Genomic DNA, 16,907 nt, shown 5'->3' on the forward strand with positions numbered 1-16,907 from the left:
CGCTACGTTGAGCTACGTGATCAGGGTGGTGCTCGTCGACGACCAGGAGCTCATGCGGGTCGGGTTCCGGATGGTGCTCGGCGCGCAGGAGGACATGGAGATCGTCGGCGAGGCGGGCAACGGCAAGGTGGCCGTCGAGCTCGCCGGCGAGCTGCGCCCCGACGTGGTGCTGATGGACGTGCGGATGCCGGTGCTCGACGGGGTCGAGGCCACCAAGCTGATCACCGCGCAGGGCTTCGCCAAGGTGCTCGTGATGACCACGTTCGACCTGGACGAGTACGCGCTCTCGGCGCTGCGCAACGGGGCGAGCGGGTTCCTCCTCAAGGACACGCCGCCGGTGCAGCTGGTGTCCGCGCTGCGCTCGGTGGCCAGCGGTGACGCGGTCGTGTCACCGAGCGTCACCCGGCGGCTGCTGGACAGGTTCCTCGGCGCCGCGGGCGGCCAGCTGCGGGACGCGTCGGTGCTGGACGCGCTCACCGAGCGGGAACGCGAGGTACTCCTGTTGATCTCGGAAGGTTTGTCCAACACCGAGATCGCGCGCCGGCTCTTCCTGTCCGAGGCGACGGTGAAAACACACGTGGGGCGCGTTTTGTCCAAATTGGACCTGCGGGACCGGGTGCAGGCGGTCGTGCTCGCCTACGAGACGGGCCTCGTCCGGCCCGGCGAGCACTGAGAGTTCACTCAGCTCCGGTACGCGAAACTCCTGGCCGTACGCGCGAACTCCGGTGGGACCCCTACCTGAGGGTGACGTCGAATCAGGGTCAGCTCAGGGTGGTTACCGATCCCGCCACCCTTTTGGTTGATGGACGCTACTCCCAGAAGCTGACCTGAACTGGCGACCACAGGTGGACGTGCGAAAGCCCGTTGTACCGCCATCATTTTCGTCGAGGGAACACAGACATACAGGGAGAGACCATGATTGAGGCAGTAGGCCTCAGCAAGAGGTACGGGAAGACAGTGGCGGTCGACGACCTGTCCTTCACCGTCCAAGCCGGGCGGGTCACCGGCTTCCTCGGCCCCAACGGCGCGGGCAAGTCCACCACGATGCGGATGATCCTCGGCCTGGACGCGCCGACCGCCGGCGGCGTCCGCATCGACGGCAAGCGGTACCGGGAGCTGCACGAGCCGCTGCGCACCGTCGGCGCGCTGCTGGACGCCAAGTGGATGCACCCCAACCGCTCCGCCCGCGCCCACCTGCACTGGCTGGCCAGGTCCAACAAGCTTTCCGTCAAACGGGTCGACGAGGTGCTCGAGACCGTGGGCCTGACCGGGGTCGCGAACCGTCGCGCAGGCGGGTTCTCGCTCGGCATGTCCCAGCGGCTCGGCATCGCCGCCGCGCTGCTCGGTGACCCGCGGGTGCTGCTGTTCGACGAGCCGGTCAACGGCCTGGACCCGGAGGGCATCCTCTGGATCCGCCGGTTCATGCACCGGCTGGCCGACGAGGGCCGGACCGTGTTCGTGTCCAGCCACCTGCTCTCGGAGATGGCGCTGACCGCGCAGGAGCTCGTGGTGATCGGCCGCGGCAAGCTCATCTCGCAGTGCAGCACCGAGGAGTTCGTCGCGCAGGCCACGGAGAACACCGTGCTCGTGCGCAGCCCGCAGCTCGCGCTCATGCGCTCCGCGCTGGGCCAGCAGGGCGTCACCGTCCGGGACGAGGGCGAGAGCCTTGTGGTGTCCGGAATGGGCAGTGCCGACATCGGTGAGCTCGCCGCCGCCAAGGGTGTCGTGCTGCACGAGCTGAGCCCGCAGCGCGGCTCGCTCGAGGAGGCCTTCATCCAGCTCACCGGCGACTCCGTCGAGTACCACGCCGCCATCGAGAACGGCTCCGATCCGGCCGCCGTACCCGCCACCGACCTCATGCCCGCGGGGAAGTGAACCAGATGACTCTGCTCGCAGTCGAACGAATCAAGCTCTTCACCACGCGCTCGCCGCTGTGGTGCACGCTGGCCGCCCTCGCGGTCACCATCGGCTTCGCCGCGCTGATCGCCGGCGTCGACACCGACAACCCGTCCACCATCGCCTCGAGCCAGTTCGGCATGAACTTCGGCCTGATGGTGATCATGGTGATGGCCACGCTGGCGATCACCACCGAGTACCGCTTCGGCACGATCCGGGCGACCTTCCAGGCGATCCCGAACCGGACCGGCGCGCTGCTCGCCAAGACCACGGTCGTGGCGCTGTTCGCCGGCCTGATCGGCGAGCTGGCGGCGTTCGGTTCGGTGGCCATCTCCAAGCTGATCAGCTCCGGTGCCGACCTCGGCATCAACACCGCGTTCGAGTGGCGGGCGACCGCCGGCGTCGGGCTGGTGTACGCGATCTCCGCGGTTATCGCGGTGGCGATCGGCCTCCTGGTCCGGCACTCCGCCGGCGCGGTGTCGCTGACGCTGATCTACGTGCTGCTGGTGGAAAGCCTGGTCGCGCTGATCCCGAGCGTCGGCGACGACATCCAGAAGTGGATGCCGTTCTACGTGGCCAACAAGTTCCTCACCGGCGACCCGGATGTGACCAACCGGCCGATCGGCGAGGGTCCGCCCCTGTCGGACGCGGCGCTGAGCCCGTGGTGGGCGCTGGCCTACTTCGCCGGTGTGGCGGCCGTGCTGCTCGCCATCGCGGTGTTCAGCGCCAACAAGCGGGACGCGTAGGACCGACCGACGCCGCGGACCGCCCGCGTCGCGACACAGGGAAGCGACCGAGCGGTCGCGGTAGCCAGGGGGAAGAGCCCGGGTCACCTTTCGGGGGTGGCCCGGGCTCTGTGCTGTCTTTGAAACACACCAAAAGTCGCGAAGCGGTAACGACTGGACGCCCGCGTCCGATGATCGGTGTGGGCCGGGGCCACGTGTTTTACACCAGACGGCGCGGTAAAGACCACGTTAAGTCCCTGTGACCTCGGCCACAGCTAGCGGACAGAGTGCCTGTTCACAGGGTCATATCGATGGTGAACAATCCGAATCGCGCCTAACTACACAACGTGGGCGCCCTTGGAGGTGGACTTGTGACGGTGGTTGACACCGGCCCGTTTCCCGAAGCCGCCCCGGCGGTTGAGCAACGACGCTCGTCCAACCCACCGTCGATGTCCCAGTCGATACCCGACCCGGCGTCACCACCGCCACCGCCACCACCGCCACGGCCGGCGCCGCTGACGGCCGGCGCCCTTCGGGTGGAGCCGCTGATCGGTCTCGAGTGGTCCCAGGCCATCGAGCAATGGGGCGGCGAGGACGCGACCACGCCCTCCGGCACTCGCCGCTCGTGGCTGCACCGCGCACCGGAGCAGCAGGTGATGGCGCTTTACCAGACGATCCGCCGCAGTGACCCGCACGCGCCCGCGCCGTGGTGGCTGCGCGCGCTCGCCGCCGGCAACCTCGAGACCCGCGCCGAGGGCTTCGCGGTGGAGGACCGGGTGGCCAAGCTGCTCTCCGCCAGACCGGGCTGGGTGTTCGTACCCTGGTCGGTCGACGGCGACTCGGGCTACTGGGAGTACGTGCCGTCCGAGCGCAAGCTCGCCGAGCCCGGTGTGCCCACCACGCTCATGCTCACCGACCGGCATCCCGGCTGGATCGACGTGATCCGTGTGCATGCTCGCGTCACCCCGGACCCGGTGGCCGTGAAAGGGCTCGCCGACCTGCGCTCGAACCTCGCCCACCTGGAGTCGCTGGCCCCCGCCTAGGCTCGCGCGGGTGGAAACGCCCGATCTCACCGGCCGCCGCACGGTCGTCAGCTTCGTCAACCGCGGCGGCCGGATGACCGTCGGTCAGACGCGAGCCTGGGATCGGCGCTGGCCGGCGCTCGGCCGGGAGGTCGCGTCGCTGCCGGCCGGACCGCTGGACCTCTCCGGCTGGTTCGGCCGGGAGGCGTCGGTGCTGCTGGAGATCGGCTCGGGGATGGGTGAGACCACGGCACAGCTCGCGCACGCCGCGCCCGAGCTGAACCACCTCGCCGTCGAGGTCTACCAGCCGGGCCTGGCGCAGCTGATGATGCGCGCGGAGGCCATGGGCATCGACAACCTGCGGCTGCTGCGCGGCGACGCGGTGGTGCTGCTGGAACGGCACGTCGCGGCCGACGCGCTGCACGGCGTGCGAATCTTCTACCCCGACCCGTGGCCGAAGAAGAAGCATCACAAGCGGCGGCTGGTGCAGCCGGAGTTCATGGCGCTCGTCGCGTCCCGGCTCGAGCCCGGCGGCCGGGTCCACCTGGCGACGGACTGGGAGAACTACGCCGAGCAGATGCTCGAGGTGCTCTCGGCCGAGCCGCTGCTGCGCAACGTCCACGACGGTTGGTCCCCGCGGCCGGAGTGGCGGCCGTCGACCAAGTTCGAGAGCCGGGCCGAGGAGGCCGGGCGGATCAGCCGGGACCTCATCTTCGAACGTCGCTGATGTCCGTTTTGTTGCGCTTTTCCTGAACATCTGCCTAGAATTCTGATTGTGCGCCCAGAAAATGAGTCGGACGACCAGCCACGCTCGTTCATCGAGCGGGCCCGCCGGGCGCAGATCGTGCGCGCGGCCGTCGAGACGATCGCCGAGGTCGGCTTCGCGAAGGCCTCGTTCGCGCGGATCGCGGCGCGGGCGGGCATCAGCGCGGGACTGATCTCCTACCACTTCGCGGGCAAGGACGAGCTGATCGGACAGGTCGCCGCGGACATCAAGGAGGCGATGGACCGGGCGATCGGCGAGCGGGCGGCCGGGGCCGGGAGCTACCTGGCGGCCCTGCGTGCGGTGATCGGCGGGTTCGTCCACTACTGCGCCGAACACCGGGCGGAGATGTACGCGCTGCGCGAGATCGCCGCGAACGGTGGGCCGGTGGAGCAGGACGACGCGGTCGGCCAGCTGGCCGGGATGTTGCGGGATGGCCAGGAACACGGCGAGTTCCGCGAGTTCTCGCCGCGGCTGATGGCGCTGACGCTGAACGCGGCGCTCGAGGCGGTGCCGCGGGAGCTCTACTCGCGCGCCGACACGGACGCCGCCGCGTACGCGGACGAGCTGGCCTCGACGTTCGAACGGGCGGTGCGACGTGAGGGACTGAGGAGACGTGGATGAGGTGTTACGGCCGCCTCGGCACCGGGTGCAGCGGCGGGCGATCGGCTGGTGGGCGCTGCGTGTGTTGGCGGGAACGGTAGTCGCTGGAGGGGTTCTCGGCCTGGCGTACCTGCTGGTCACGCCGTGGCGATCGGGGCTCGGCATCGTGCTGGTGGTCGTCGTCGGGTCGGGTGTCGTGCTTCTCGTGGTGGCGCCCGCGTGGCGGTACGCGGTGCACCGGTGGGAGGTCACCGAGGACGCGGTGTACGTGCGGAGCGGGTGGGTCGTGCGGGAGTGGCGGATCGCGCCGATCTCGCGGGTGCAGACGGTGGACACGGTGCGCGGACCGCTGCAGCAGGCGCTGGGCCTCGCGACAGTCACGGTGACGACGGCGTCGGCGCGCGGGCCGATCGCTCTCGTCGGGCTGGACCACCGCACGGCGGCGACCGTGGCGCGCGAGCTGGCGGAGATCACCCAGGCGACGCCGGGCGACGCGACATGACCGGCTGGGAGCGGCTCGACGCCCGGGTGATCCGGGTCGATCTCGGCCGCATGCTGGTGTCGCTGGTCCCGATGGCGGTGATCGCGCTGGTGTTCGGCGGCGCGCTGGACGGCTCGGTGCTGTGGCCCGCCGCGATCATCGCGGTGACCGGCGTCGGCGCGGCCCTGGCCGACCTGCTGCGCTGGGCGAGGACGAGGTACCGGATCACCGACGAACGGGTGGAGTGCCGAACGGGACTGGTGGTGCGCGGCCACCGGTCGATCCGCCGGGACCGGATCCGCAGCGTCGACACGACCGCGAAGCTGCGCCACCGCCTGGCGGGGCTCCGGGTGGTGGCCATCCGGGCAGGCGACCGCACCGCGACGGGCGAGACCGCGCCGCTGCGCCTCGACGCCGTGTCCCGTGCGACGGCGGAACGCCTCCAGGCCGAGCTGCCCGCAGGCCGAGCCGTCGCACCAGAACCGGCGGCCCCGGCCGCCACCGGGTCCGCGATCGCCCACTTCCGGTGGCAGTGGGTGCCCTACAACGCGTTCACCGTCTGGGCCTTCCTCACCGGTGCCGGACTGGCCTGGGGCGCGTACTGGCTCGGCAAGCCCGTCGGCGTCGATCTCCTCGCCCTCGCCGCCGGGACCGCCGACTGGAGTGCGCTCGGGCTCGGCTGGACCATCGCCGCCGCCGTGCTGGCCGCGGGCGTGGTCGGCGTCGTCGGTGTCGGGGTCGCGTTCGTCGGGCAGTACTGGGGGTTCCGGCTGAGCAGGGTCCGGCTGGCCAGCGGCACCGTGCTGCGGACCAGCCACGGGCTGCTGCGCACCCGGCAGGTCGACCGGGACGAGGCCCGGCTGCGCGGCGTCGAGATCCGCGAGCCGCTGCCCTGGCGGTGGGCGCGCGGCGCGGACGTCACCGTCGTGTCCACCGGGCTGTCCGCCGGCGGGCTCTCCTCGGCCGGCGGCAGCGCGATCCTGCCACGGGTGCCGCTCGCCGACGCACGCCGCGCCACCTCCGCCGTACTGGGTGACGAACGGCCGCTGGCCACGCCGCTCACCACGCACCCGAGGGCGGCGCTGCGGCGCAGGCTCGGCCGGGCCGTTCTGGTCGGCGTCGCGGCCGGCGCGGTCGGGGTGGTCGTCGACCTGCCGTGGCTCTGGGTGGTGCTGCCGGTCGCGGTCGGGCTCGCCGTGCTGGCGTACCGGGCGCTGGGGCACGCGCTCGTCGGCCCGCACCTGGTGACCAGGCACGGGGTGAACCGGTCGACCGTCGTGCTGCGGCGGGACGCGGTGATCGGGTGGACGTTCCGGCAGTCGGTCCTGCAGCGGCGGCTCGGACTGGTGACGGTGAAGGCGACCACGGCGGCCGGCCGCGGCGGCTATCCGGCGCCCGACGTGCTGGTTCACGACGCCGGCACGCTCGCCGACGACGCCGTACCCGGCCTGATCAGTCGGCACCTGGGCGAAATGCCCGAACTTCGCTCAACCGTGGGTAACGCCGAGCCACCACACGCCACACGACCAGGTAATTGAGGGCGCCCCTAGCGGGGCCGATACCCACAGATGTGACCGCACTGCGCGACGAGGCCATTCCGTCCTTCCGACCTCTCGCCGCCGCCGGGCGACCCGGGGCGGGCGACCCGAGGCACGTCGTGCCCCGCAAGCGGTCCACCTACACCGACGCAGAGGAGTTCCTGCACGCGTTCCACCGCGCGCGCCCGAAGGCCGGCCAGGTCGAGGCTCGCCTGGCCAAGGTGCGCGCGGAGATCGCCGCCACCGGCACCTACCGGCACAAGCCCGCCGAGCTGGCATTCGGCGCCAGGCTCGCGCTGCGGGACAGCGGATGGTGCCCGGCCGACGTGCCGTGGCGCGGTCTGCTCGTCCGCGACCTGCGGGAGATCCGGGACAGCGCCGAGGTCGCCGCGCAGTGCGTGCAGCACCTCCGCGCGGCGACCAACGGCGGCCGGGTCCGGCCGATGGTCAGCGTGTTCGCGCCGGACACGCCGTGGCGGCCGGGCCCGCGGATCCGCAACGACCAGCTGGTGCGCTACGCGGGCTACGCCGAGCAGGGCCGCACGCTGGGCGACCGGCGCTACGTCGACTTCACCACCGCGGTGTGCCGGCTGGGCTGGCGGCCACCCACCGGGCGCAGCGCGTTCGACAAGCTGCCGCTGGTGGTGCAGACCGCGCACGAAGGCGTATCGCTGTTCCCGCTGCCGCGCGACGTGGTGCGCGAGGTGCCGTTGGAGCATCCTGAGCTGCTCTGGTTCGTGGGCCTCGGGCTGCGCTGGCACGCGGTGCCGGTGATCAGCAACATGCGCCTGGTCATCGGCGGCATCACCTACCCGGCCGCGCCGTACAACGGCGTGTACATCTGCCAGGCCATCGGCGAGGACGTCCTGGCCGACGACGGGGCATACGGCCTGGTCCGGCACATCGCCGAGCGGCTGGGCCTGGACGTGTCGTCGGAGCGGACGCTGTGGCGGGACCGGGCCGTCGTCGAGCTCAACCGTGCGGTGGTGCACTCGTTCGACGCGGCAGGCGTCACCATCGAGCACTCGGTCGACGGGTTCCTGCCGGCCGACGGCGCTCCGAACCGGCCCGCGTTCACGCCCTGGGAGGACGAGTCGTCGCGCTGAGTCGCCTGGCAGGATCGCGCGCATGCGTTCTCCGGTTCGGCTGCATGCCCCGATCGTGTTGCCCTGTGACCCCAGCTGCTCGGTCCTGCGGGACGCCGTCGTCGACGTGGCCGCCGACGGCCGGATCGGCCACTGCGGCCCGCTAGCCGACGCGCCGCCGACCGACGCGCCGACCCGGTCGCTGCCGGGGATCCTGCTGCCCGGTCTGATCAACATGCACGCGCACAGCCCGATGACCGTGCTGCGCGGGATGGGCGGTGACCTGCCGCTGCTGCGTTGGCTGCGGGAGATCATCTGGCCGGCGGAAGCCCGGCTGACGCCGTCGGACATCGAGGCGGGCATGCTGCTGGGCTCGGTGGAGATGCTCCGCGGCGGCATCACGACCAGCGTCGAGCAGTACTTCCAGACCGAGCACGTGGTGCGTGCGCTGTCGGCCACCGGCCAGCGGGCGGTCCTGGGGCCCGCGATCGTGGACACCCCCGGCTACAACTGGCGCGCGCAGCTGGACGAGATCAGCGCCCGCATCGACGTCGACGGCCGGTTCACCGGTCCGGACGGCCGGATCGAGATCGGTTACGGGCCGCATTCGGCATACACACTGCCGCCGGAGGCGCTGACGCTGGTCGGCGAGGCGGCGCGGGCGCGGGGCGCGTTGGTGTTGGTCCACGTCGCGGAGTCGGCGGAGGAGGACGCGGTGCAGCGTCAGCGGTACGGGTCGGTGCCGCGGATGCTGGGTGAGGTGGGCCTGTACGGCGGCCGGGTGCTGGCCGCGCACTCGGTACATCTGTCCGATGAGGACATCGCGGTGTTCGCGGCGAACGGGGTCGGGGTGGCGCACTGCCCCGGTTCGAACGCGAAGCTCGCCTCGGGTATCGCGCGGGTGACGGCCATGCGGGCGGCGGGGGTGGCGGTCGGCCTGGGCACGGACGGTCCGGCGAGCAACGACGACCTCGACCTGTGGGAGGAGATGCGCCTGGCGGCCATGTTCGCCCGACTGTCCGCAATGGACTCCGCGGTGCTGGTGGCCGCGGATGCGTTGCTGCTGGCCACCCGCGGTGGTGCCGACGCGCTGGGTCGCGACGACATCGGCGCGCTGGAGGCCGGCCGCTGGGCGGACATCGTGCACGTGGGCGTGGACGACCCGGCGTTCTCCGCGGGCCTGGACGTGGGCGACGAGCACCTGCTGGCGAACCTGGTGTGGGCGGCGGGCACCCGGCTGGTGCGGGACGTGTGGGTGGCGGGCGACCAGGTGATCGCCGACCGCGAACCGACCACTGTGGACCGGCAGAAGGTGCAGGAGGCGGCGGGCGCGGTGACCCGGCGGCTGGCCTCCGGCCCCCGGTGACCACGATACCGCCGGGCACCGACAGTTCCGGACTGAGTTGATCAAGGCTGTGGACAGGTCCGGGCCCGCGGGGCCCCCCGCTTTTCAGTCTACGGAGCGGTACCGACAGGTTTGGGCAGTGCCGGCCGTAGCTGTGGACAACCCCGCTACGGGCGTTGGCGGATCACGATCTCGTGCACGTGCGCGTCCGCGGGGGTGGCGACGGCGGCGGCGATCATCTTCGCCACCGACGCCGGGTCCATGTACCGGTCCGCCTCGAAGTCGCCGCCTTCGAAGGTCCGCACGGCGCGCTGCATGTCGGTCGCCGTTCGTCCGGGGTGGACGGAGGTCACCCGCAGGGTCGGCTCCTCCGCGCGGAGCACGTCCCCGTAGGCGCGGAGGGCGAACTTGCTCGCCGCGTACGCACCCCATCGCGGGTTGGCGCGCAGGCCCGAACCGGAGTTGACCAGCACGACGTGACCCGGTGCGGCACGCAGTGCGGGCAGCAGCATCCGGGTCAGCTCGGCCACCGCGACGACGTTGACCTCGAAGGAGTCGCGCCAGTCGGCGGCCGGCACGTCCGCCAGCGCGCCGAGCCGGACGATGCCCGCCGAATGCACCAGCACGTCCAGGCGATCCACGCCGGCGGCGGCCGCCGACAGGGCGACCGCGTCGGTGAGCTCGACCGGCCACGGGCGGGCGTTCGGCAGGGACGCCGCGACGGCCTCGAGCGCGGCCTCGTCGCGGCCGCCGAGCAGGAGGTCGTGGGTGTCGGCGAGCGCGGTGGCGACGGCGGCGCCGATGCCGCGGGACGCGCCGGTGATCAGGGCGAGCGGCCGGTCGGTCATGGTCGCAACAGTACGGAGCCGCAACGGTACGGAAGGGCCGCGCCCCGGTGGAGCGCGGCCCTTCCGGTCAGCGACGTCTCTCGTACACCGCCACGACCGACGGCTGCGGCTGGCTGTCCCCGCTGTCCGGCCAGTGCGACATCGGGTTGTCCGCGCTCGCGCCGTCCAGCTCGCCAGGGTGCTGCACCGACACCGTCACGAACTCGTCCCGCACCACCGGGCCGCAGGTCTCCGCTCCGTGCGGCACGGTGAGGAACTGCTTGGCGTGCCCGCGTTCCCGGCCCTCGACGGGCACCGCGAACAGGCTGTCGTTCTGGCCGAGCGCGTTGCCGTCGGTCGAGATCCACAGGTTGCCCCCGCTGTCGAACGCGACGTTGTCCGGGCACGAGATCTGGCTGACCTGCGTCTTGTCGTAACCGGCGAAGTACGTGTCCGGCGAGCTCGGGTCACCGCAGACCAGCAGCAGCTGCCAGGAGAACCGGGTCGCCGTGTTGTCCCTGCGCGCCTCCTCCAGCTCCAGCACGTGCCCGTGCCGGTTGGTGACCCTCGGGTTGATCTCGGTCGCGCCCTCCTTGCCGGGGTTGCCACGGTCGGTGTTGTTGGTCAGCGCCGCGTACATCCGGCCCGACCTGAGGCTCGGTTCCACATCCTCCGGCGGTCCATCTTGGTCGCCCCGACGGCGTCCGCGGCCTGCCGGGCGAAGACGTAGACCTCCTCCGCCGTGAAGCCGTCCACATAGGACTTGTCGTTGCGGGCCAGCGGGACCCACTCGCCGCTGCCGTCGAACTCGCCGTCGGTGGGCAGGGTGCCCGAGCCGTCGATCTCCGAGGCCGGGCTGTCGCCGCGGAACTTGGCCACGTACAGCGTGCCGAAGTCGAGCGGCGTCTGGTTGTGCTCGCGGGCGTAGCGGCTGTCGCCTTTCTTGACCTTGCCGGCGGAGACGAACTTGTACAGGTACTCGAACCGTTCGTCGTCACCCATGTAGGCGACCACCCGGCCGCCCTTGGCGACGATGACGTTGGCGCCCTCGTGCTTGAGCCGGCCCAGCGGGTCGGCGACCAGGTCGGCGTTGGCGAGGTACTGGTTGACGTTCTCCTCGCCGGACAGGATCGTGCCCCACGGGGTGATCCCGCCCGCGCAGTTGTTCTGCGTACCGAGCACCCGCCGGCCGGTCGGGTCGGCCGAGGTTCTGAGGTACTTCGAGCCGGCGGCCGGGCCGGTCACCGCGAACGGCGTGGTCAGCGTGATCCGCCGGTTGTAGTACCTGTCCAGCTTGACCTCGAGCCCGCCGCGGCGGGCCTTCTCCACCGCGACCACCGAGAGACCGTGCGCCGCGGCGGTCTGGTGCGCGAAGTCGAACCTCGGCGCGCCGGGCACCACCGGGTCGCTCCAGCGGATCACACTACCTGACCACCGCGCGCGCCAAGGGCGATGTCTTGGTCGTAGCCGCGCGGCGGGACGATCCGGTCCTCGATGTTCGGCGCGACCGGCTCGAAGTCCAGGCCGCTGCCGTGCCCGTTGCCATTGTCGGGCCCGTTGTCGGGCCCGTGGCCGTTGGTCGCCGTGGCGGTACCGGCGCCGACCGTCGCGACACCCGCGCCGGCCTTGAGCATCGGGCGGCGGTTGACGACCTCCTGGACGACGTCGCCGAAGTACTGGTTGTCCGACGTGTTCGGCACGTCGTGCGAGCAAGCGTCGCCGCAGCGGAACACGCCGCCCAGGCGAACACGTGGTTCAGGTGATCGCTTCTTCCACGATCGCGCCGTTCTTGTCCCGCGCCGTGTAGCCGAACCCCTGCGTAGAGCCACCGAACTCGGCGAGGAACGCGACCGCGTGGTCCGTGCGGCCGAGGGTGGAGACGGCCACCTCGGAGCCGTCGCCGCGCCGCGCCGCCAGCGTCGCCACCCGCGGGTCGGCGAGGAACACCAGCCGGTTCGGGAGCGGCCCGGTGTCGTGCGAGGCGTCACCGTTGATCGGCGACCGGCTCTGCACCAGCGAGTCCGCCGGACCCGACGGCCAGGTGGGCACCGGCTCACAGGTGAACGTGGCCCCGTCGAGCGGAGCGCCGTCGGGCACCACCACGGTGCAGTACCGGGTCTCCTGGAGATAGCCGACCGCCTGCCACGGCCCTTCGCTCGTGGTGAACCGGCCGAGCTCGAACGGGCCGGCGACCTGCTCCAGCAGCGACGGCGGCGGGCTCCCGGACGTGGCCGGCCGGGTGCGGTCCGCCGTGGGGTCGTTCTGGTTCAGCGCCACCGGGGTGACCACCGCCGCGACGACGACGGCCGCGGCCGCGGCGACGAGCGCGGGCCGCCGGCGGCGGGCCCGACGGTCGGCACCGAGCCGGCGGTCCAGCTCGGCCCGGGCGTTCTGGCTGCCCGGCACCTCGTCCGCCAGCCCGCCGAGCGCGCCCCGCACCCTGTCCTCGAGCTCGGGCATCAGCGTTCCTCCCGCTCGGGCCACGCCTTGCGCAGGTTCGCGAGTGCGTGGCTGGTGGTGGCCTTCACGGTGCCGACCGCGATGCCGAGGGTCTCGGCGATCGCGTTCTGGTCGAGGTCGAGCCAGTAGCGCAGCACGAGCACCTGGCGCTGCCGCCGCGGCAGGCCGGCGAGCACCTCGCGCAGCCGGTGGTGGTCCTGCCCGGACAGCACCTGCGACTCGGCCGACGCCGCGTCGCGCGGGCGTTCGGCGGGTGCTCGGCGCACGACCCGCAGGTGGCGCAGCCGGGACCGGGACAGGTTGACCACGGTCCGGCGCAGGTACGCCGCCGCCTTCTCCCCGCTCGCAAGCGTTTGCCATCGGCTGTGCAGGCGGACGAACGACTCCTGCGCGATGTTCTCCGGGTCGTCCGCACCCAGCAGATATGCCAGCCGCTTCATGGTCTCGAACGTCTCGTCGAACAGTGAGTCGAACAGTGAGTCGAACGCTGCGTCGACCCCCGCACCGGAGTCGGTGCGGGGTTCGTCAACGCTGTCGGTCGCCGTGTCCACGCTCCCTTGACGCCCGCGACGGCGTCGGGGTTTAGCCGGGTTGGCTCAGAAGCCGATCTCCTCGCGGACGAGGACCACCGTGCCACGGCCGGGCAGGAACTCGCGCTCCATGATGAGCAGCTTGCCGATGAACGACGCCATGCCCTTGGCCCGGTGGCGGTCGTGCTCACGCGGGTAGCTGTAGTCCCGCACCCGGCGCAGCGCGGTGTCCAGGTCCGGCACGACCTTCTGCGCGCCGACCACCCACACTGCCCGCTCCGCGCCGGCCGCGTACGGGCCGAGCTGGCTGCCGCTGGCGGACACGGCCACGAGCACGCCGTCCTCGGTGACCGCGTGCACGCTGCCGACGATGACGTCGGGCGAGGCGCCCATGCTGATCTGCGCCCGGATGTCGGTGGGGTCGACGTCGGAGAGCTCGGTCCGCATCGACCGGAACTCACCCGACTCGTCGATGTCGGCCTGGATGCCGGAGATCCGCAGCGTCTCGCTGGCCGCGGTGAACACCGCCTTGTCCCGCGGGAGGAGGTCGCGCACGAGCGCGCGGGCGTCCGCGACGGTATCGACGACATGGGCGGTGTAGCCGCGTTCGGCCAACCCCTTCGCCGCCCGGCTCAGCTGCTCGCCGGTCGCCGGCACGGCGAACGACTCGTCGACCGGAATTGGCTCGATCACGGTCTCGGCTGTCACCTGTGTCCCCTTCGATGGTGGTTCTGATTGGTAACTGACCCCATCATGAGGAACTATGGAAGGACGCGACAGGAGGCACTTCGGTCTCCCTCGGTGAGGCGGAGGTAACCGTGCAGGTACAGAACGCGGAGTCGGCGAGACTGTGTTTCGCGCGACAGATCCTCGACCGGGTCGGCGACAAGTGGTCGATCGCGGTGATCCACTCGCTCGGCGCCACCACCATGCGGTTCACCGAGCTCAAGCGCGAGATCGAGGGCATCAGCCAGCGCATGCTCACCGCGACGCTGCGCACCCTGGAACGGGACGGGCTCGTGCACCGCACGGTCCACCCGGTGGTGCCACCCCGGGTCGACTACCGGCTCACCGAGCTCGGCCTCACCCTGCTCGACACCGTCTGCGACCTCATGGGCTGGGCCGTCGAGCACGCCGACGACATAGGCGAGGCGCGTGCCGAGTACGACGCGCGCCTCACCGACCAGCAGAGCTCCTAACGCTCCAGCTCGCCCGCGATGAACTTCTCCACCGCGTCGTAGGCCTCGGAGTCGGAGTACTGCTCCGGCGGCGACTTCATGAAGTAGGAGGACGCGGACAGGATGGGCCCGCCGATGCCCCGGTCCAGCGCGATCTTGGCGGCACGCACCGCGTCGATGATCACACCGGCGGAGTTGGGCGAGTCCCACACCTCGAGCTTGTACTCCAGGCTCAGTGGCACGTCGCCGAACGCCTTGCCCTCCAGCCGCACGTAGGCCCACTTGCGGTCGTCCAGCCACGGCACGTGGTCCGAGGGTCCGATGTGGACATCGGCCTTCGCCATCTCGTGCGGGATCTGCGAGGTGACCGACTGCGTCTTGGAGATCTTCTTGGACTGGAGCCGCTTGCGCTCCAGCATGTTCATGAAGTCCATGTTGCCGCCGAAGTTGAGCTGGTAGGTGCGCAGCAGCTCGACCCCTCGGTCCTCGAAGAGCTTGGCGAGCACCCGGTGCGTGATCGTGGCGCCCACCTGGGACTTGATGTCGTCGCCCACGATCGGCACGCCCGCCTCGGTGAACTTGGCCGCCCACTCCGGGTCGGACGCGATGAACACCGGGAGCGCGTTGACGAACGCCACCCCCGCGTCGATCGCGCACTGGGCGTAGAACCGGTCCGCGTCCTCGGATCCGACCGGCAGGTAGGACACCAGCACGTCGGCCTCGGACTCACGCAGTGCCGCCACGACATCGGCCGGCGACTCGTCGGACTCGGTGATGATGTCGCGGTAGAACTCGCCGAGCCCGTCGAACGTGTGCCCCCGCTGCACGGTCACGCCGAGCGGCGGGACGTCGCAGATCTTGATCGTGTTGTTCTCGCTCGCGACGATCGCCTCGGACAGGTCGCGGCCGACCTTCTTGGCGTCCACGTCGAACGCGGCGACGAACTCGACGTCCCGCACGTGGTACCCGCCGAACTGGACGTGCATCAGGCCGGGAACGCGAGAGGTCGGGTCGGCGTCGCGGTAGTAGTGCACGCCCTGCACCAGCGACGCCGCGCAGTTGCCGACGCCGATGATGGCTACCCGGACACTGCGGCGCTGTTCGCCCATGCCGGTTCTCCTTCTCCCTGTGTGTCCGCGGCCGCTCGTGTGCCGCGGAAGTGCCGAGTCGCAGATCCGCGCTGACCTGCCGGCGCCCTGGTCGATTCCTAAGGGCTGCCGTCCTGCCGTTCCTTCTGTTCCCTCTGTTCACTCGCGATCAGCTCGTTGAGCCAGCGAACCTCCCGTTCGCTGTGCTCGAGCCCGAGCCGGTGCAGCTCGCGGGTGTAGCGGTCGATCTGCTCACCCGCCCGTGCCATCGAGGAGCGCAGCCCCTCGCGCCGCTCCTCGACCCGCCGCCTGCGGCCTTCCAGGATGCGCATCCTGACCTCGGCCGGCGTGCGGGAGAAGAACGCCATGTGAACACCGAAACCGTCGTCGTCGTAGGCCTGTGGCCCGGCGTCGGCGAGCATCTCGGCGAACCGCTCCTTGCCCTCCGCGGAGAGCTTGTAGACCCGCTTGGCCCGCTTTCCCCAGCTCCTGGCCCCGCGCTCGTCGACGCTGGGAGGCGGGGTCTCCTCGACGATCAGTCCCGCCTTGAGCAGCCGACGCAGTGTCGGGTACAGCGAGCCGTAGGAGAACGCCCGCAACGTGCCGAGCATGTCGCTCAGCCGTTTGCGCAGCTCGTAGCCGTGCATCGGGACCTCGTGCAACAGCCCGAGGATCGCGAACTCGAGCACAGGCGCCCTTTCTCCGTCCTTGCTGACCTACTCGTTCACTATATCGCGCCGATACATCAGAGTGGGGTAACGAAAGGCGGACGTGGTGTTGATCACGACTCCGATCCGCGACCCGCCGCGAATCCGGCACCGGAATCGGCATGATCGCTGGTCAGATCACGGGAGCGACGCAGAGTGCCTGAACGCCCGCGTGCCGTATGCCAATCAGCGTCTCGACGTGATAACGGTGCCGCGTACGCTGTGGGTCGTGCGAACACAGCGGCAGGTGGTTGACTACGCGCTGCAGCGCAAGGCGCTGCTCGCGGAGGTTCACGCTGGCCGCGTCGGCACCATGGAGGTGTGCGACGCGAACCCTTACCTGCTGCGAGCCGCGAAGTTCCACGGCGCACCGAGCGACGTGACCTGTCCCGTCTGCCGTAAAGAACCCCTGACCAGGGTGTCCTGGGTCTATGGTGACGAGCTCAAGCACGCCTCGGGATCGGCGAGGGCACCGGAGGAACTCGCCAGGATGGCGAACCTCTTCGAGGAGTTCACCGTGTATGTAGTGGAGGTGTGCCGCACCTGTGGGTGGAACCACCTGGTGCAGTCATACGTCCTGGGAACGCGTGGACTCGACACCCGAAAGCCACGCAGAAGGACAGCGGCCGAGTGAGCGATCGGTCGGCCGCGGATGACCA

Annotated in this window: 18 protein-coding genes and 1 pseudogene; 12 read left to right on the forward strand and 7 right to left on the reverse strand. The window is 70.9% G+C overall.

Annotation, left to right across the window (positions count from 1 at the left end):
• Nucleotides 1-16 precede the first annotated feature (16 nt).
• The 10 genes from GEV28_RS11660 (at nucleotide 17) to GEV28_RS11705 (ending at nucleotide 9,479) form a co-directional block, all read left to right on the forward strand.
• Entirely contained in the window at nucleotides 17-673 is a 657-nt protein-coding gene (locus GEV28_RS11660; protein WP_291411557.1) for a response regulator transcription factor, read from the forward strand.
• A 242-nt stretch (nucleotides 674-915) separates the two neighbouring features.
• Nucleotides 916-1,875 carry an ABC transporter ATP-binding protein gene (locus GEV28_RS11665; protein ID WP_291411559.1) on the forward strand — a complete coding sequence of 320 codons (960 nt, stop codon included), beginning with the start codon at nucleotides 916-918 and terminating at the stop codon, nucleotides 1,873-1,875.
• Nucleotides 1,876-1,880: 5 nt separating this feature from the next.
• A complete protein-coding gene (locus GEV28_RS11670; RefSeq protein ID WP_291411561.1) occupies nucleotides 1,881-2,642 on the forward strand; it encodes an ABC transporter permease in 762 nt (253 codons plus the stop codon).
• A gap of 428 nt (nucleotides 2,643-3,070) precedes the next feature.
• A complete protein-coding gene (locus GEV28_RS11675; protein WP_291411563.1) occupies nucleotides 3,071-3,664 on the forward strand; it encodes a hypothetical protein in 594 nt (197 codons plus the stop codon).
• A 73-nt stretch (nucleotides 3,665-3,737) separates the two neighbouring features.
• Entirely contained in the window at nucleotides 3,738-4,370 is a 633-nt protein-coding gene (gene trmB / locus GEV28_RS11680; protein WP_291411621.1) for a tRNA (guanosine(46)-N7)-methyltransferase TrmB, read from the forward strand.
• A gap of 48 nt (nucleotides 4,371-4,418) precedes the next feature.
• Entirely contained in the window at nucleotides 4,419-5,030 is a 612-nt protein-coding gene (locus tag GEV28_RS11685; RefSeq protein WP_291411565.1) for a TetR/AcrR family transcriptional regulator, read from the forward strand.
• Nucleotides 5,023-5,511: a PH domain-containing protein gene (locus GEV28_RS11690; protein ID WP_291411567.1), complete on the forward strand. Its 489-nt coding sequence runs from the start codon at nucleotides 5,023-5,025 to the stop codon at nucleotides 5,509-5,511. The genes GEV28_RS11685 and GEV28_RS11690 overlap by 8 nt, the downstream gene beginning before the upstream one ends.
• Nucleotides 5,508-7,028 carry a PH domain-containing protein gene (locus GEV28_RS11695; protein ID WP_291411569.1) on the forward strand — a complete coding sequence of 507 codons (1,521 nt, stop codon included), beginning with the start codon at nucleotides 5,508-5,510 and terminating at the stop codon, nucleotides 7,026-7,028. The genes GEV28_RS11690 and GEV28_RS11695 overlap by 4 nt, the downstream gene beginning before the upstream one ends.
• Before the next feature lie 32 nt (nucleotides 7,029-7,060).
• Nucleotides 7,061-8,134 carry a nitric oxide synthase oxygenase gene (locus tag GEV28_RS11700; RefSeq protein ID WP_291411571.1) on the forward strand — a complete coding sequence of 358 codons (1,074 nt, stop codon included), beginning with the start codon at nucleotides 7,061-7,063 and terminating at the stop codon, nucleotides 8,132-8,134.
• A 22-nt stretch (nucleotides 8,135-8,156) separates the two neighbouring features.
• Complete coding sequence (locus GEV28_RS11705) at nucleotides 8,157-9,479, forward strand: amidohydrolase (protein ID WP_291411573.1); 1,323 nt, start codon at nucleotides 8,157-8,159, stop codon at nucleotides 9,477-9,479.
• Between the two features lie 146 nt (nucleotides 9,480-9,625).
• On the opposite strand, the gene GEV28_RS11710 is transcribed toward GEV28_RS11705, so the two are convergent.
• The 5 genes and pseudogenes from GEV28_RS11710 to GEV28_RS11730 all read right to left on the reverse strand — a co-directional run bounded on the left by GEV28_RS11710 (nucleotide 9,626) and on the right by GEV28_RS11730 (nucleotide 13,983).
• Entirely contained in the window at nucleotides 9,626-10,306 is a 681-nt protein-coding gene (locus GEV28_RS11710; RefSeq protein WP_291411575.1) for an SDR family oxidoreductase, read from the reverse strand.
• A gap of 67 nt (nucleotides 10,307-10,373) precedes the next feature.
• Nucleotides 10,374-12,027: pseudogene (locus GEV28_RS11715) on the reverse strand (PhoX family phosphatase).
• 13 nt (nucleotides 12,028-12,040) lie between these two features.
• The gene (locus GEV28_RS11720) at nucleotides 12,041-12,745 is read right to left on the reverse strand and encodes a hypothetical protein (protein WP_291411577.1); all 705 of its coding nucleotides are present in this window, start codon (nucleotides 12,743-12,745) and stop codon (nucleotides 12,041-12,043) included.
• The gene (locus tag GEV28_RS11725; protein WP_291411579.1) at nucleotides 12,745-13,296 is read right to left on the reverse strand and encodes a sigma-70 family RNA polymerase sigma factor; all 552 of its coding nucleotides are present in this window, start codon (nucleotides 13,294-13,296) and stop codon (nucleotides 12,745-12,747) included. Before GEV28_RS11725 ends, GEV28_RS11720 begins: the two co-directional genes overlap by 1 nt.
• A 45-nt stretch (nucleotides 13,297-13,341) precedes the next feature.
• Nucleotides 13,342-13,983, reverse strand: a complete 642-nt coding sequence (locus tag GEV28_RS11730) for an LUD domain-containing protein (protein ID WP_291411582.1) — start codon at nucleotides 13,981-13,983, stop codon at nucleotides 13,342-13,344.
• Nucleotides 13,984-14,093: 110 nt separating this feature from the next.
• Between GEV28_RS11730 and GEV28_RS11735 the strand changes: the two genes are divergently transcribed.
• A complete protein-coding gene (locus GEV28_RS11735) occupies nucleotides 14,094-14,474 on the forward strand; it encodes a helix-turn-helix domain-containing protein (protein ID WP_291411584.1) in 381 nt (126 codons plus the stop codon).
• On the opposite strand, the gene GEV28_RS11740 is transcribed toward GEV28_RS11735, so the two are convergent.
• Nucleotides 14,471-15,562, reverse strand: a complete 1,092-nt coding sequence (locus tag GEV28_RS11740) for an inositol-3-phosphate synthase (protein WP_291411586.1) — start codon at nucleotides 15,560-15,562, stop codon at nucleotides 14,471-14,473. The two genes, GEV28_RS11735 and GEV28_RS11740, sit on opposite strands and share 4 nt — an antisense overlap.
• 98 nt (nucleotides 15,563-15,660) lie before the next feature.
• A complete protein-coding gene (locus tag GEV28_RS11745) occupies nucleotides 15,661-16,230 on the reverse strand; it encodes a PadR family transcriptional regulator (protein ID WP_291411589.1) in 570 nt (189 codons plus the stop codon).
• Between the two features lie 247 nt (nucleotides 16,231-16,477).
• Here GEV28_RS11745 and GEV28_RS11750 point away from each other — a divergent pair, with 247 nt between their 5' ends.
• Nucleotides 16,478-16,882: a DUF5318 domain-containing protein gene (locus tag GEV28_RS11750; protein WP_291411623.1), complete on the forward strand. Its 405-nt coding sequence runs from the start codon at nucleotides 16,478-16,480 to the stop codon at nucleotides 16,880-16,882.
• Nucleotides 16,883-16,907 lie beyond the last annotated feature (25 nt).

This window comes from Actinophytocola sp. (genome assembly GCF_009379765.1).
In the GTDB taxonomy this organism is placed as follows: domain Bacteria; phylum Actinomycetota; class Actinomycetes; order Mycobacteriales; family Pseudonocardiaceae; genus Actinophytocola.

What these genes read in the sequence shown, in the direction of transcription:
- GEV28_RS11710 (WP_291411575.1), bottom strand. Translation starts at nt 10,306, where the DNA reads ATGACCGACCGGCCGCTCGCCCTGATCACCGGCGCGTCCCGCGGCATC.
- GEV28_RS11695 (WP_291411569.1), top strand. Translation starts at nt 5,508, where the DNA reads ATGACCGGCTGGGAGCGGCTCGACGCCCGGGTGATCCGGGTCGATCTC.
- GEV28_RS11675 (WP_291411563.1), top strand. Translation starts at nt 3,071, where the DNA reads ATGTCCCAGTCGATACCCGACCCGGCGTCACCACCGCCACCGCCACCA.
- GEV28_RS11720 (WP_291411577.1), bottom strand. Translation starts at nt 12,745, where the DNA reads ATGCCCGAGCTCGAGGACAGGGTGCGGGGCGCGCTCGGCGGGCTGGCG.
- GEV28_RS11665 (WP_291411559.1), top strand. Translation starts at nt 916, where the DNA reads ATGATTGAGGCAGTAGGCCTCAGCAAGAGGTACGGGAAGACAGTGGCG.
- trmB (WP_291411621.1), top strand. Translation starts at nt 3,738, where the DNA reads ATGACCGTCGGTCAGACGCGAGCCTGGGATCGGCGCTGGCCGGCGCTC.
- GEV28_RS11670 (WP_291411561.1), top strand. Translation starts at nt 1,881, where the DNA reads ATGACTCTGCTCGCAGTCGAACGAATCAAGCTCTTCACCACGCGCTCG.
- GEV28_RS11740 (WP_291411586.1), bottom strand. Translation starts at nt 15,562, where the DNA reads ATGGGCGAACAGCGCCGCAGTGTCCGGGTAGCCATCATCGGCGTCGGC.
- GEV28_RS11705 (WP_291411573.1), top strand. Translation starts at nt 8,157, where the DNA reads ATGCGTTCTCCGGTTCGGCTGCATGCCCCGATCGTGTTGCCCTGTGAC.